Here is a 14,441-nt window from a genome sequence, read left to right as displayed (position 1 = left end):
CAGGCCCGATAACTCAGACACGCGCGCAGACACCGAACCACCCCCTGGGACCACTACCCAGGAACCTACGCCCGAGGCCTAAAACAACGGCATTGGGCCTAATAGGACTCCGTTAGGTCTGTCTTGATCTTGGTGTGGGTGTGTCAATTTAACGGCTGATCTTGGTTGTTGAGTGGTCAGTTGTTGCTCGGGGTCAGGCGGCCCTCGAAAGCGATCTGGAACGCGTTGAGGGGTGCCTTCCAGCGCATGGTCCACCGCTTGCGGCCCTTCCCTGTCGGGTCCAGGCTCATCAGCGCCATGTAGATGCACTTGAGGGCGGCGGCCTCGTTGGGGAAGTGTCCGCGGGCGCGGACGGCCCTGCGGATGCGGGCGTTGACGCTTTCGATCGCGTTCGTGGAGCAGATGACCTTGCGGATCTCGACGTCGAAGGAGAGGAAGGGCACGAATTCGGCCCAGGCGTCCGACCACAGCTTCACGATCGCGGGATACTTCCGGCCCCAGGACTCCTGGAACTCCAGGAACCTCTCCGTGGCCGCGTCCTCGCTGGGTGCGGTGTAGACGGGCTTGAGTGCCTTGGCGACCTTGTCCCAGTCCTGACGGGCGGCGTAACGGAACGAGTTCCGCAGCAGATGAACCACACACGTCTGGACAATCGTGCGGGGCCAGACGGTCTCCACGGCTTCGGGAAGGCCCTTGAGCCCGTCACAGACCAGCATGAGCACGTCGTCCAGGCCGCGGTTCTTCAGCTCGGTGAACACGTGCAGCCAGTACTTCGCACCCTCGCCGCCGTCGCCGGCCCAGATGCCGAGAATGTCGCGGGTGCCGTCCACGGTCACGGCCATCACCACGTAGACCGGACGGTTCGCGACCTGCCCGTCCCTGATCTTGACGTTGATGGCGTCCACGAACAGGACTGGATAGACGCGGTCGAGGGGACGGTTCTGCCATTCGGCCATGCCGTCCATCACCTTGTCGGTGATGGTGGAGATGGTCTGCTTGGACACCTCCGCGCCGTACACCTCGGCAAGATGAGCCGATATCTCACCGTGGGTGAGGCCCTTCGCCGAGAGCGACAGGACCATCTCGTCGACACCGGTCAGGCGGCGCTGCCGCTTCTTGACGATCTGCGGCTCGAAGCTGCCGGCGGTATCACGCGGCACCTTCACCTCCACCGGGCCCACGTCGGTCAGCACGGTCTTGGCCCGGGTGCCATTGCGACTGTTGCCGTTGTTCTTCCCGGCCGGATCGTGCTTCTCGTAGCCGACGTGGTCGGTGATCTCGCCCTCCAGGGCAGACTCCAGCACCCGCTTGGTCAGCATCTGCAACAACCCGCCCTCGCCGGTCAGCTGCAGCCCCTCGTTCCGTGCCCGGTCCACCAGCATTGCGACGAGCTGCTCGTCCGACGCAGCCGACGGCATCGCGCCACCGGCCGACTCCTCCACGGACTCGTGCCTGATCGTCTCGCTCACTTGGCGTCTCTCCCTTGATCAGCAGATCCGCCGTTGATTAGACACTCCCCACTGCCTACGCGAACTCCTCCTGTGTCTACCGCTCGCGGACCAGATCATCTGACACGACGAGCGAATCGGACCAGATGGGCCTTGACCCTTGATCCTGGACACACGAGACACTGGATCCTGAGGATCTGAGAACGGACATCTCGTGGTCATGAAGAACTATCCGCCGCAGTTCAAGGCGGACGCGGTCGCGCTGTACCAGTCGCGGCCCGAGGCGACGATCAGGCAGGTCGCCGCCGATCTGGGAATCAACCCCGAGACCTTGCGGAACTGGGTCCGGGCAGTCGGCGCGAGCCGGCCCCGGGGACGCCGGGCGGAGATGCCGACCGAGCCGCCGACACCGCTGGAGGCGGAGAACGCCGCTCTGCGTAAGAAGGTCCGCGAGCTGGAGGAGGAACGCGAGATCCTGCGCAAGGCGGCGAAGTATTTCGCCGGGGAGACGCGCTGGTGAGGAGCCGTCAACTAAATACTACCGGAATCGGGCACGTTGAGGTTGGTAGATGTGGTAAGTCGGCTTCTGTGGGGATTTCGGAAGCAACCCTGGCAGTACTGGACGTGAAGTTCGCGGCGATTCTGCCGCACTTGGACGAGCGGCAGCGTCGCCTGTATCTGGCCTCCGAGGCCGCCGCGCTCGGGCACGGCGGGATCACCGCAGTGGCCAGGCTTGCGGAGGTATCGGAGTCGACCATCGCGCGGGGTCGCGACGAGCTCGCAAGCGGGACACCGGTGCTGGGACGGGTGCGCCGCCCCGGCGGCGGACGCAGACCGGCCGCCGAGCGTGATCCCGGCCTGGTGCCGGCACTCAAGGCCCTGATCGAGCCACGGGAGGTCGGCGACCCGGTCTCCCCACTGCGCTGGACCACTGCCTCGCTGCGGGACCTGGCCCAGGAATTGACCGCGGCAGGCCATCCGATCAGCGCCCCGGCCGTGGGCAAGCTGCTGCACGAGATGGGCTTCAGCCTCCAGGGCATGGCCAAGACCCGCGCAGGCAGTCAAGTCCCCGACCGCGACGCCCAGTTCCGGCACATCAACGCCACGGCCGAGCGGTTCCTGTCTCAGGGACTGCCGGTGGTGAGCGTGGATGCGAAGAAGAAGGAGCCGATCGGCGACTTCGCCCGGGCGGGCCGCACCTACCGCCCCAAGGGGGCGCCGATCACGGCCCCAGACCATGACTTCGTGGATCCCGATACCCCGATCGCAATCCCGTACGGCGTCTACGACCTGGGACAGGACACCGGGTGGGTGAACGTCGGCACCGACCGCAACACCGCCGCCTTCGCGGTGGAGTCCCTCCGCCGCTGGTGGAACCAGCAGGGCCGGCAGGACTATCCCGACGCGACCAGGCTGCTGATCACCGCAGACTCCGGAGGGGCGAACCCCGCAGGCTCCCACCTGTTCAAAATGGACCTGGCCGCCTTCGCCGACGAGTGCGGACTGACCATCACCGTCCTGCACTTTCCATGTCCTGCACTTTCCATCGGGAACATCGAAGTGGAACAAGGTGGAGCACCGTCTGTTCTCCCGCATCACCCACAGCCTGCGCGGACGGCCCCTGACCAGCTACGAGATATTGCTCCAGAGCATCTCGGCCACCCGCACACGCACCGGCCTGACCATCAGCGCCGTCCTTGACGAGAACGACTACCCCCCACGGGGCGCACGCTTACCAAGGACGAGCGCAAGGCCATCCTGCAGCGCGTCCAGCGCGACGACTTCCACGGCGAGTGGAACTACACCATCGCTCCATACGACCCCCAGCAGACACCGCCTGCCGAGCCGGACCGGGCGAAGGCACCGCCGATCCCGGCCGAGGCCACCTACCTGCTCACGCACCCCGCCTTGACCGGCATGTCCCGCGAGCTGTTCGACCGACTCGTGGAGGACCTCGAACCCTGCCGCCGGGTCCTGGCCGAGGCGGAGCGGGAGAAGAGGAAGGGCCTCAACCGGCGCGGATACAACCCCGGCTTCGGCTTCCTCGACCACCGTCACCGCGTCCTGGCCGCAGTCCTGAGCCGCCGCAACACCGTCACCCTCACCCTGACGGCCCGGCTACTCGGCCGGGACCGCAACACCCTGAGCTACCACGCCCACCGGACCATGCCCCTGTTGGCCTTCGCCGCTGCCCCCGACATCACCGCAGCCCTCACCCAGCCCCGCCGGACCCACCCACCCCGCACGATCGACGCCCTCCAGAACGCGATCACCGACTACGAAATCAAGATCAAGTCAGGCAATAGTTAGTTGACGGCTCCTGAACCGCTTCCAGTTCGTTGCCGACCACCAGCGCCGCTACGGCGTGAAGCGGCTGTGCACCATCCTCAACATCGCCCGCTCCAGCTTCTACTACTGGCGCCGCACCGCCGCGGACCGGGCCGCCCGACAGGCGACCGACGCCCGCCTCGCCGCCCGGATACAGGCCGTGCACCGCGAGTCGGACGGCACCTACGGCGTCCCCAGGATCACCGCCGAACTCCGCGACGACGGCGAGCGAATCAACCACAAGCGGATCGCGCGGGTGATGCGCAGCATCGGCCTGGCAGGCGTGCGGCTGCGTCGCAGGCACCGCACCACCGTTGCGGACCCGACCGCGGCGAAGGCCCCGGATCTAGTCGGCCGCGACTTCACGGCAAGCGAGCCGAACACAAAGTACGTCGGCGACATTACCTATCTCCCGCTGGACGGCGGCAAGTTCCTTTATTTGGCCACCGTGATCGACCTCGCCTCACGCCGTCTGGCCGGCTGGGCGATCGCGGACCACATGCGCACCGACCTCGTCACCGACGCCCTGGCCGCCGCTGAACGGACCCGCGGCAGCCTCGCCGGGGCGGTCATGCACACCGACCACGGGGCCCAATACACCAGCCGGGCCTTCGCCCACGCCTGCGGCCAGGCCGGCGTCCGCCAGTCCATGAGCGCGATCGGCTCCAGCGCGGACAACGCGCTTGCCGAGTCCTTCAACGCGACGTTCAAACGCGAGACCCTTCAGGGCCGCAAGACCTGGTCCAGCGAACGCGAGGCCCGCCTCGACGCGTTCCGCTGGCTCAACCGCTACAACACCCGACGCCGTCACTCCCGCCTCGGACAACGCAGCCCGATCGCCTACGAGACAGCACTCGACACAACATCAACTACCCTGGCCCAAGCCGCATAGCCCGTGTCCAAGATTCCGGGTCAAGGCCCGTCAGGGGCGGGAGTTACGTGCCACGCACGTGGCGATTCCACCGTGGCGAGGGCCGACAGCAGCCGCGCGATGTCGCCGGTCTCACGTTTTGCCAGGATCCTTAGCGTGGCTCGTCGGGTCTCGGTGTCGGATTGCCCAATGACCAGACCCACAAGAGCAGCCGTGCGCACCAGAGTGCGCTGGACCTGTTGGAGCTCGCTGATGCCGATGAAGATGTCGATTGCGGTGTCCTCGCCGTGCGTGCGCAAGGTCGGGTGGGCGTCGGTGATCGCGGTGATGAGTTCGAGGGCAGCTTCCCGAACCGCGACCAGCCGAACGCAGGAGGTGGCCAGGTGGATGGCCAGTTTGTGGAACGCCGCGAAGCTGTCGTCTGCAGGAATACCGAAAGGAGCGGGATCGGCTGTTGGAAAGTCATGCCCCCTTCCGATGGTCGGGAAGTAGGAGTACATGCCGCGCGGCTCCCCGAAGTCCTCCGCGTAGTCCTTGTTGAGGACTATGAGTCGGTGTACGGCTCGGCGCAGAGCACCAGGCGGCGTGGTTCCGAAAGTTGCGAGGGCGCCTTGAAGCTCTCGGGCGCTCTCACTCAGCGAGAAGGCCACTGACATGGCCCGCCCTGCATCTAGCTGGGCCAGCTGGTCGGTCATTCCTTGGGCCGCCTCGGCGAGCAGCCGTCGGTCCCCACAGGAGTACGCGCGACGGACGGACAGCGCGTTGAGGAGAGTGGAGGCCCCGAGCAGCGTCCTGGTGTCCTGCTGGTCCTGTGTGCGAGGCAGGACGGGCAAGGCGTCCATGGACGCGCCGAGCAGTTCCCAGACTCTGGTTCGCTGCTCCTGGTCAAGGTCGTCGATCGCGGTGAAGGGCAAAACGGTGAGAGCACTAGGACCTTCGTCAAGTCCATGCTCAACCACCAGGCCGACAGCGAGGTCACCGTAGTGACGGTCGGAAGCAAAGACGACGGCGCCTGACAAGCCCTGCCACTGCGACCCCTCGCGCACACCCGAAGGCGTGTCAGTAACCTGCAATCGCAACAGGCCTGACACCGCGCGCGAGGCTGGTGCAATGACGCCGGTAACCTGGACGGTGTCACGCAGTCGGCGCCCGAAGATGTTTCGACGTTGCATGAAGCGTGGGAATCCCACAGCCCAGCAGTGGTCGAGAAGGACCGGCGTGGCCCGATTCACCCGAGCGAACCCCACGGTGTCTGACACCTCAAGATCGTCGCTCGCGCGTAGGACAGCGAGGTCGAGGCCATCGGAACGACCGTCGTAGACCACAGCGGCTTGGTGTTCCGCACCCGCAGTGGTGCGGACGGTCACGTCACCGTCCCCGAGGTTGTGACTAGTGGTCACCACGCACTTCGGGCGCACCAGGAATCCTGACCCTGCCAACCATGTCCCGCCGCTCGACCGGCCTTGAGCGATAGTCAAGACTGCCCGGCTCGGCTGGGCACCTACCAGCGGGGACGCTCCCAAGGGGCTCACGGCCGCTCGTCGAGCTCGTGGGCCACTCGAATCCGTCGACCTTCACGGTCGACCGGTGGTTCCAGATTTACGATCACTTTCTGCACAGCTTGATGAGATATCGCTGTGCCCCCGGCCAGGTCGACGACCCACAACTTCACGCCCCCCTTGCCGTCGGCACTCTGGGTCACCCCGACTTGAAGCTCGATCTGGACGGTACCCACCGGGAACTGCAAGTCCTGGTCCATACTTCGTGCCGACGCATCGACCAATTCGGCTCGGATCTGGTCGAGCACATCTGCCAGCGGAATACGATCGCCCATCAGTTACTCCCTCGACTCGGCACAGAAGTCGTGCTCGATCACATCACGCCTTGTGAGCACCGCGGGGGAAGTTGGCAAGAGGCAACACAGTTCCGGCTACTGGTGGGCTCTCGTATTCAAGTGGCGCCAGTTCCCAAGGAACCCCGTCCGTTGGTTACCGTACGTGACTCTGGCTGACGTGTCGATCCGAAGCGACACCGGAGTCTGGCATGTGAAGGCCAGGCCAGCGGTATCGTCTCCATCCGCGTCGCGAAGTGATACGGCTCGGCTGGCAAGCCGCATAGCGCGGGCATGCCGTCAGTCGGCGAGGGCGACGTAGATCGGTGTGGCGACGAGGACTCTGTCGTTGTAGAAGAGCGGTTTGGCGAGAAATTCCAGTCGGAGACAGGTCGGTGGTAACACACCAGCGTTCAGTGCACCGTCAACCGCCGCCTCATAGGGTGTCCACCCTTCGCTGCTTCCTCGGGCGCTCTCGGCTTCCCCTCTCAAGAACTTGAGAACGTAGTAGTCGAGGCTGTGGTTCGCTGCTGTGTCGGCGGCGACACCGATGAGGCTGGCAGGAGATCCAATCAGAGCGATTTTCACTCCGTCCACTTCGCCACCGAAGATGGCCAGCTCGGCGGCGTAATCCCGCATCACGCCGTACTGCAACGAAGCGACGCCCTTCACGTAGCGTCCGGGGTCGGTCAGGGTTCCCACCCAGCCTGTTTGTTTCTCCAGATAGTTACCGAGGACTCCGGCTTTGGCCGCAAGTTCCGGGGAGGGAGCGGAGGCGGTCTTCTTGACACCCGCAGCAAAGACGGAAACGTTGATCTTGATCTCCGCTTCCAAAGAACGCAAGAGCCGAGCTGGTATCTGCGGGATCAGAATCTCCAGCTTTGTCTGTGAGATGTAGACGTAGTACCGGAGCGGGTGATTCCTGGGCCGCTTGAAAATGGGCATGAACCTCCTTCCAGGCGTGACGACGGGTCCGCCGTCGCACGTTCACGGCGTGTTTGTGCCCTCATGCGGGTCGGCGCAACCAGATCTTGATATTTACTGGTGAGTTCCGGACTCGCGTACTCAGCTGTCCCCGGTTCCCCGAGGAGCCCAGCCCGCTGGTGACCTTCCGTGATCGCCTGGGGCGTATCGGCTCCATGTGCCGCCGGTCTCGTTCGTGGCCGCGTGCGGCGCTGGCCAAACCAACTGCCGACGCGCTGCCGCGCGGGCCGCGCCCGCGAGCACCACCGCGTTCATGGAGCGGCGGTCCGCCGTGCCGGCCAGAACCGCGTATGCGCTCGCGGTCTCGGTGTGGGTCTGCCTCGTGGTCAGTTGCCAAGCCAGACGCACAAATTGGCTGATCGGCAATAAGATCTCCGAACCGGGCATCAAGGGGGGCAACATGACCATCGCCGTAGTCGACGCTGCCAGGCTCGCGAAGACGAGTCAACGCCGCTACAAGCGTCTGTTGGAGTGTCAGGAGGAACTACAGAAAGCTCGGAAGACGCTCTACGAAGAGGCCCTCGTCCCCTTCCTGAAGGCCTTTCAGCGTCTCCAGCATGTCGATCTGGTCGGTCCGGCCGCGATCGAGATGTCAGCCCTCGGTGGCGGGGTGGGCCTCGAGCTGCGGCGGCTGCGCAACCGATCCGTGATGGCCGCTGTCGGCGTGCTGGCGGAGCGCACGCTTTTCATCGCAGGAGGCACGCTCGCCTGCGCGCTGGCCGGTTACGGTGCCCAGGCAGGTGCCTATCGCGCGGCGAAAACCTTCGCCTCCGCCTCCACCGGCAGACCGATTTCCAAGCTGTACGGGGCGGCAGCCCGCAATGCCACGGAAGCATGGTGGGGCCGCGGGCCGATTGCTGCGGGCGGCGGCGGGAGGGCGGCAGGGAAAAAGGTGCTGTCCGGGATCGGCACAGCTTCGGCGAACCTTTCGCGGCTTGTCGGCGTGGAGTGGTATAGCTCCAGAGCCCACCGCGGCCAGCAACAGATGGCACGGGATCTGGAGCAGGCCGAGGCGGAGATGAGCACCGCTATCAACACGGCGTCCGCGCTGTGCGAGCGCGGCAAGGACCTGCAGCGCGTCCTGCAGGATCTTGAGTTCATGCTGATGGGACGACTGCCGTCATTTGCCGCGCTGGTCGAGGCTTGCGACGACTTCACCCGCTACGACTCCCGTGGGCGTGCCGAGGTGGCGGCGATGGTGGATCTAGCCGACCTCGCCGTCCTGGTCATGAACTGCCCGGTCATTGACGCGGACGGACGGCTGACCGAGGCATCGGGGCGGGTCGTCGCGGACGCTGAGGCTCGTCTGAGGGCGATGCAGCACGAGTCGTGAGCCGTGTGGCGGTCTCGGTCAGGCCGCCAAGGGCATACAGCTTACGGACCTCACCGACATCGCGCGTAGAGTCGGCAGATCTACGCCGAACAACACCGCCAGCACCGCAAGGGGCACGTGCAGTACACAGTGGGTCACCGGAGAGCACGGTTTCCCGGACCAGCCAAACCACAGCATCTCTGTGAGGCTGGGATGAGCGAGGGGGGACATGGCAACGTGGTTTGAGCGTATGGCAGCGATTCCCGGTGTGCGGTTCACCGGGAGCCCCGGTGTCGTCCGCGAGGCGCTCGCAGAGGCGCGTGTCCGTCCGGAGATGTCGTACGGCTCACTGATGTGGCCGACGGCTGACGGCAGTACGTCGGCAACGCCGGCCAGCCAGCATGTGCCGGTGGAAGCGACCGGAGCCGCCCTGGTCACCCGGGTCTGGGAGGCACTGGAGCTTCCCGGCGAAGCGATGGACTACCACTTCGTTCTCCAAGGTGCGGTGGACCGGCTGTGGAGCGGCAGACGCACCTACCCCAACGGGCTTGCACTGCTTGAGGGGTTCGCGCTGCTGGACCTGGAGTTGATGGAGGCGGCCCCGCAGGCGGTCTCCTTTGACACCGGCCCCGTCCCGGCAACGTTCGTACACGTGACGTCCGTTCCCCGCCTGGTGATGCTGCTGGAGCGCGAAGGCGCGTTCGCCGACGCCCTGGAAGTGGCACGGCGGCTGGCCCGATTCGACCAGGGTGAGGATGCGGTGACCCGCCTTTCGGAGAAGATTGGCGCGCTGGCGGCCGAAGCGGCGGTGGGCGGGGCGGCATGAGCACTGGGCTGGAGCAGCTGATCCCCTCGGCCTCCTACCTGGAGGAGGCGTTCGTGCGCTGGGTGCTCACTCCGGCCGCGCAGCGGGGCATCGTGGCCCACGTGCACAGCCAGCATCCGGTGACGGTCAACGAGCGCACCTACCGGCTGGACTATCTGATCGCGGGCGAGTCGCTGCACCTGGCCGTCGAGTTGGACGGGTTCACCTTCCACAGTGACCGTGCCGCCTTCACCTACGACCGCCTGAGGCAGAACGATCTGGCGGCCACGGGGCTGACGATGCTGCGGTTTTCCTACGACGCGGTGCGCCTGGACACCGCCCGCTGCGTGGCTCAGCTGCAGGCGATGCTGCGCCAGGATGCCGTGCTGTCGCCGCTGGTGATCGCCGCGCCGCGCGTCGAGGTCCCGGAGATGGTGGGCGATCCGCTGCGGGCAGCCGATCCGCCACGGGGCGTCCAGCCAACGTCTGATGAGGCCTACTTCGCCGGTGCGCGGTCCCGGGTTGCCCGGGAGCCGTTGCGGGCCTGCCAGGACGAGGCCCTGGCCGCGCTGGCCAACTACTACGCCTCCGGCGGCCGGCATGCGGCCACGGTGATGGCGGTCGGGGCCGGCAAGACCGCGCTGGGGGTGGCGGCCGCGTTGTCGTTCACCAGACGGCGAGCGCTGGTGGTGACTCCGGGCTCGGTCATCCGCGGCACCTTCGCCAAGGCCCTCGATCCGGGTGTGCCGGGCAATGTCCTGTACGGGCTGGCGGGCGGCCCGCTGCTGCCGGGTGCGCGGCCGCCGGCCACGCTGGTCCTGGACGCGGACGACGAGCAGATCAGCCGGGTGAGCCGGCAGCGGATGCTGGACGCGGATGTACTGGTGACGAACTTCCACGCGTTGGGCACCGGCGACAGGGACGGCGACCTGTTGGCCAAGCTGGAACCGGAGGATGTCGACTTCATCGTCGTCGACGAGGCCCACATCGCGGCCAGCGCCTCCTATCAGCGATTGTTCGCCCACTTCCGGGGTGCGCGCACGCTGTTGATGTCGGCGTGCTTCCAACGCCTGGACGGCTAGCCGATCGACGCCGATGTCGTCTACCGCTACCGGCTGGTGGATTCCATCGCGGATGGCTCGGCGAAGAACCTGCGCGTGCACCGGTTCGCCCCGGATGCGGCGGCGACGGTGTACGAGGCGGTGTGGCCCGACGGGCGGCGCGAGCAGATCGTGGGCCGCGACGCCCTGCTGGCCCCGCTCGGGGACGAGCGGAAGATGGCCCGCATCACCGCGCAGTCCGACGCCTCGATCCGGCAGGTGATGACCGTGACGCGGGCTTGTCTGGACGCGCAGGCCAAGCTGCTGGCCCCCGTCAAACCCCGGGCGCTGTTCGCGGCGTTGGGTGAGGCCCACGCCCGGCAGATCGCCCGGATCGCGGAAGAGCACGGCATCCCCTGCGCCACGCTGCATCACAGCATGTCGGCGTCGGCGATCAAAGCCACCCGGCGGCGCTTCGAGTCGGACGCGGGTGATCTGCAGGGCATCGTGCAGCTGCGGATGCTCGGCCAGGGCTACGACTTCCCGCCCATCACCGTCGTCGTGCCGGTGCGCCCCTACGGCAGTTTCGGCGAGTTCTACCAGTTCATCGGGCGTGGCGTGCGGGTGTTGCGCCACCCTGGTCTGGCAGCCGCTCAGCAGTACCTGGATGTGGTCTGCCATGCCGAACTCGGCCTCGAGGACCATCTGGAGGCCATGTGCGAGGACAACGACATGGATCCCGCGCTGCTCCTCGACGTTCCCTTGATCGACACCTCCACGCTAGAGGCGAGCTTCGCTGACGGTCAGGGCCCCGGGGAAGGGGACTCTGACAGTGCGCACCCGGGCGGAGTTGACGCGTTCGTGCTGTACGAGCGGGGGCGTGTCGAGCAGCGGGTCGTGCATGACCTGGACCGGGTGGAGGCCCGGCGGGCGGAGCGGGAGATGCAGCTGATGGCCCAGCGCTACGCCGTCTACGCGCAGAACACCGCGACTCCGATGCCGTTTGAGCAGTTCGTTGACTACATGCGGAGGCTGACCGGTGGCCAGTGACCAGCCGCGCTGGTGGCACCCCGTTATCAACGCCTCCCCCGAAGAGGCGCTTGCCCTGGAGACAGCTGCCGGGCAGCAGCAAAGGTTCGCTCAGCTCGACACGCTCGCCGCCCGGTTGCTGACTGCAGCACTCAAGGGCCGGCCCACGGTCTCGGTGGTCCGCGGCATCGGGCCGCAGGCCGCGGACCAGGTCAAGGTCCTGGGGCTCAGCGCCCAGGAAAAGACGTGGTGCGCTGAGACGTTCGGGGTCCCGGAGCAGCAGCGGCGCGGTGCCTGGTATCTGCCGCAGAAGATGTCGCTGAAAGCCGGGGCAGTGAACCTGCCCCAGCTGGTGCACGAACGCCCGGCCCATGCCCTGACGTTGGCCGCGGACGACTCGGCCGGCGTGAGCCTGGTGGACGGTGCGGCCGACGCAGTGCTGCTGTGGTCCGTGCTGGTTCCGTTGTTCGAGACGCTGATCGAACCGATCCGGGTCCGGGCAGCCGGGCCTGGAAAGACGATCGACGACCAGCGGCTGCTGTGGTCCGGCATCGAGGAACGCTACCGGCTACTGGGCATCGCCGGCGATGTTCTGGATGCCTTCCGCTTCGGCGGCGGATGGCACCGGCTGGACCGGCACGGCCAGCAGCGCGCCCGCCTGCACCTCCTGGACGCTTTGGCAGCCGTTGATCCGCTGCAGCTCGTCACTCGCCATCGCATCCTGCAACTGCACGCGCTGATGGCCGGATTCGCCAAGAAGTCCAAGACCGGCACCGCCCTCGCGCGCCGGGTGCTGACGGGCGCACTGCAGCCGGTTGTCTCCGGCTACTTCGCCGGCGACTGGCTGGCCCTGCTGGACTACCTGCAGGCGCCGCCGCACCCGGACGAGGAGGTCATCACCGCGCTGCCCGAGCCGCGTCTGTACGTGGGAATGTCCGCCCAGGCGGCCAGCATGGCAGCCGAGGCGGGCATTCCAGAGGACGAGATCCACGCGATGCTCGCGGCCTTCCTCGGCGGCCCGACCTCCCTCTCCCCCGTCGAGGAACGCGTGGCGGCCCTGCGCGAGTGGTGGACGGCCTTCGACCATGCGCACGCCGTCCAACGACCCGGCATGCGGTCGCTGTGGGGGCTCGTCGATGACGGCATCATGGACTTCGGGCCAGACGAGCACGGCTTCACCCAGCAGCTGTACCGGGAGGTGCTGCCCGCCTCGGTCAACGAGCAGGTGGACCGGCTGTGGCAATCGGTGACACTGCAGCGGCATGCCAAGAGCATCGTCAGCAACCCACAGCCCCATCAGCTGATCGCCGAAACCCTCGGCCCCGCCCTGGAGTTCTGGCACGGCGTCGCGCTCACCGCCTGGTTCGTGTGCGAAGGCCCCTACTCCCGCGCCCCTCTGTCCGGTCTGGCCGACTATTACAGCCGCCCCCTGACCGCGCTGCGAGATGCCGACTGCCCCGTCTCGCCGGACCTGTTCAAGGAACTGCGCACTGCTGAACGGCATTTGGGCCCCGAAGAGACGATCGTCAGGGACCGCAGGGAACTCCCGGTGGACACAGCCGCCGGCTCGTTCAGCCTGACCATGAGCTACAGCAGCGGCAGCCGCCGGGAAGGCTTCGAGCGGGTCCGCGACATTGTCACCCGCCATCGCCGCGCCTGGGCCGAGGAGTACCTCGACGCCTACCTTGAGCAGCGCTGGCGCACCGCGCTGCAGGACGTCGCCCGGTCCCATCACCGGCACGTGGCCGCGAAGGGCCGGCCGCCCACACTGATCCAGTTCGCCCAGTTCACCGCCACCGCGGCCAACCAGTGGACCGGCGGCGACCTCGGCGGCCTGTACACCGCGATAGGAGAACCCGCACCCGCCCAGCAGGAACGCCCGGCCCGTCTCCTGCCGGGCGACGGCTATGACTTCGCCCGCCGCGTCTACACCGCGCTCGGCGGCACCGCCGTCGAGAACGACCTGCGCACGAACCAGCCCGACGAAGCCCAACGGCAATGGCAACTCAGCCGCCTGGCCGTCGAAAGCCTGCGCTACGTGCAGCTCCACGAAGCCCTCGGACAGCCCCCCACGTTCAAACAATTCGGCTCCGCACGGCTGGCCCTGGCCTGGCCCGGAGGAGAATCTGAAGGCTGGTCTGTCTTCAAGCACACCCTCTCCGCTCTTACCGATACCAGTCCACCCGCAAGTGAACCGGCCGCAGGGACGGCCAAGGCCGACCCAGGCCTGCTGGAAAGCACCAATCACGTGCTGGCCAAAGGGGCCAACGCCCCTCTCCGCACTGAATCCGTAGCGGTGCGCCTCATCACCACGGGCGTCCCAGTCGATGTCTCTGCCGTCCTCCTCACCAGTAACGGCAAGGTACGCAGCGACCACGACCTCGTCTTCTACAACCACCCGCACCACGACGGAGTCCGCACCAGCGGCGACACAGTCACCGTAGATCTGCCCCACGTTCCCGACGACGTCCACACCGTGGCCGTCATCGCCAGCATCGACCTCGAAGCACAGCCCACGGCCGTCTTCGACCACCACTCCAGATGGCATACGGAGACCATCCAACCCTCTGGCACCACTCTGTTCTTCGAGCCAGCACCCTTCACTTCGGGCGAGACCGTCTCCATCGTCGTGGAGATCTATCGGCACGCTTCTGGCTGGAAAGTACGTGCTGTCGGTCAGGGCTACGACACGGGGCTTGCCGGCCTGGCCGCGGACTACGGCATCAACGTCGAGCCATGACAGCGAAGTCAACGCCCGCCGTGCCCTCTGCTGCAGCGCTCACTCTTGCGTGA

Annotated in this window: 11 protein-coding genes and 2 pseudogenes; 9 read left to right on the top strand and 4 right to left on the bottom strand. The window is 66.7% G+C overall.

Annotation, left to right across the window (positions count from 1 at the left end; genetic code table 11):
• Nucleotides 1-176 precede the first annotated feature (176 nt).
• Entirely contained in the window at nt 177-1,418 is a 1,242-nt protein-coding gene (locus ABZ910_RS31845; protein ID WP_361371976.1) for an IS256 family transposase, read from the bottom strand.
• A 250-nt stretch (nt 1,419-1,668) separates the two neighbouring features.
• Between ABZ910_RS31845 and ABZ910_RS31840 the strand changes: the two genes are divergently transcribed.
• The 4 genes and pseudogenes from ABZ910_RS31840 to ABZ910_RS31825 form a co-directional block, all read left to right on the top strand.
• Nucleotides 1,669-1,968, top strand: coding sequence for a transposase (locus ABZ910_RS31840; protein ID WP_361371965.1), 300 nt, complete (start codon nt 1,669-1,671; stop codon nt 1,966-1,968).
• A 68-nt stretch (nt 1,969-2,036) separates the two neighbouring features.
• A pseudogene (locus ABZ910_RS31835) lies at nt 2,037-3,150 on the top strand (ISAzo13 family transposase); the annotation flags it as partial.
• A gap of 206 nt (nt 3,151-3,356) precedes the next feature.
• Nucleotides 3,357-3,758 (top strand): hypothetical protein, encoded by a 402-nt coding sequence (locus ABZ910_RS31830; protein ID WP_361371962.1) that lies wholly within the window; start codon nt 3,357-3,359, stop codon nt 3,756-3,758.
• A gap of 7 nt (nt 3,759-3,765) precedes the next feature.
• A pseudogene (locus ABZ910_RS31825) lies at nt 3,766-4,668 on the top strand (IS3 family transposase); the annotation flags it as partial.
• A 20-nt stretch (nt 4,669-4,688) separates the two neighbouring features.
• Here the strand turns inward: ABZ910_RS31825 and ABZ910_RS31820 are convergent.
• From ABZ910_RS31820 to ABZ910_RS31810, 3 genes are all read right to left on the bottom strand, one after another.
• Nucleotides 4,689-6,179, bottom strand: a complete 1,491-nt coding sequence (locus tag ABZ910_RS31820; RefSeq protein WP_361371959.1) for a serine protease — start codon at nt 6,177-6,179, stop codon at nt 4,689-4,691.
• Nucleotides 6,176-6,481: a trypco2 family protein gene (locus tag ABZ910_RS31815; RefSeq protein ID WP_361371956.1), complete on the bottom strand. Its 306-nt coding sequence runs from the start codon at nt 6,479-6,481 to the stop codon at nt 6,176-6,178. The genes ABZ910_RS31820 and ABZ910_RS31815 overlap by 4 nt, the downstream gene beginning before the upstream one ends.
• A 297-nt stretch (nt 6,482-6,778) precedes the next feature.
• Nucleotides 6,779-7,423, bottom strand: a complete 645-nt coding sequence (locus ABZ910_RS31810) for an SAVMC3_10250 family protein (RefSeq protein WP_361371953.1) — start codon at nt 7,421-7,423, stop codon at nt 6,779-6,781.
• A gap of 292 nt (nt 7,424-7,715) precedes the next feature.
• Between ABZ910_RS31810 and ABZ910_RS31805 the strand changes: the two genes are divergently transcribed.
• The 5 genes from ABZ910_RS31805 to ABZ910_RS31785 all read left to right on the top strand — a co-directional run bounded on the left by ABZ910_RS31805 (nt 7,716) and on the right by ABZ910_RS31785 (nt 14,388).
• Nucleotides 7,716-8,795 carry a hypothetical protein gene (locus ABZ910_RS31805; RefSeq protein ID WP_361371950.1) on the top strand — a complete coding sequence of 360 codons (1,080 nt, stop codon included), beginning with the start codon at nt 7,716-7,718 and terminating at the stop codon, nt 8,793-8,795.
• Between the two features lie 229 nt (nt 8,796-9,024).
• On the top strand, nt 9,025-9,600 hold the full coding sequence (locus tag ABZ910_RS31800; RefSeq protein ID WP_361371947.1) for a hypothetical protein: 576 nt from the start codon (nt 9,025-9,027) through the stop codon (nt 9,598-9,600).
• Nucleotides 9,597-10,661: a DEAD/DEAH box helicase family protein gene (locus tag ABZ910_RS31795; protein ID WP_361371944.1), complete on the top strand. Its 1,065-nt coding sequence runs from the start codon at nt 9,597-9,599 to the stop codon at nt 10,659-10,661. The genes ABZ910_RS31800 and ABZ910_RS31795 overlap by 4 nt, the downstream gene beginning before the upstream one ends.
• Nucleotides 10,662-10,697: 36 nt before the next feature.
• The gene (locus ABZ910_RS31790; protein ID WP_361371941.1) at nt 10,698-11,669 is read left to right on the top strand and encodes a helicase-related protein; all 972 of its coding nucleotides are present in this window, start codon (nt 10,698-10,700) and stop codon (nt 11,667-11,669) included.
• Complete coding sequence (locus tag ABZ910_RS31785) at nt 11,659-14,388, top strand: TerD family protein (protein WP_361371938.1); 2,730 nt, start codon at nt 11,659-11,661, stop codon at nt 14,386-14,388. Before ABZ910_RS31790 ends, ABZ910_RS31785 begins: the two co-directional genes overlap by 11 nt.
• Nucleotides 14,389-14,441: the final 53 nt, after the last annotated feature.

The sequence above is a fragment of the Streptomyces sp. NPDC046805 genome (assembly GCF_040645355.1).
Classification (GTDB): Bacteria; Actinomycetota; Actinomycetes; order Streptomycetales; family Streptomycetaceae; genus Streptomyces.
This window is presented reverse-complemented; position numbering and strand designations above follow the sequence as displayed.

What these genes read in the sequence shown, in the direction of transcription:
- ABZ910_RS31805 (WP_361371950.1), top strand. Translation starts at nt 7,716, where the DNA reads ATGGAGCGGCGGTCCGCCGTGCCGGCCAGAACCGCGTATGCGCTCGCG.
- ABZ910_RS31845 (WP_361371976.1), bottom strand. Translation starts at nt 1,418, where the DNA reads ATGCCGTCGGCTGCGTCGGACGAGCAGCTCGTCGCAATGCTGGTGGAC.
- ABZ910_RS31810 (WP_361371953.1), bottom strand. Translation starts at nt 7,423, where the DNA reads ATGCCCATTTTCAAGCGGCCCAGGAATCACCCGCTCCGGTACTACGTC.
- ABZ910_RS31795 (WP_361371944.1), top strand. Translation starts at nt 9,597, where the DNA reads ATGAGCACTGGGCTGGAGCAGCTGATCCCCTCGGCCTCCTACCTGGAG.
- ABZ910_RS31800 (WP_361371947.1), top strand. Translation starts at nt 9,025, where the DNA reads ATGGCAGCGATTCCCGGTGTGCGGTTCACCGGGAGCCCCGGTGTCGTC.
- ABZ910_RS31815 (WP_361371956.1), bottom strand. Translation starts at nt 6,481, where the DNA reads ATGGGCGATCGTATTCCGCTGGCAGATGTGCTCGACCAGATCCGAGCC.
- ABZ910_RS31840 (WP_361371965.1), top strand. Translation starts at nt 1,669, where the DNA reads ATGAAGAACTATCCGCCGCAGTTCAAGGCGGACGCGGTCGCGCTGTAC.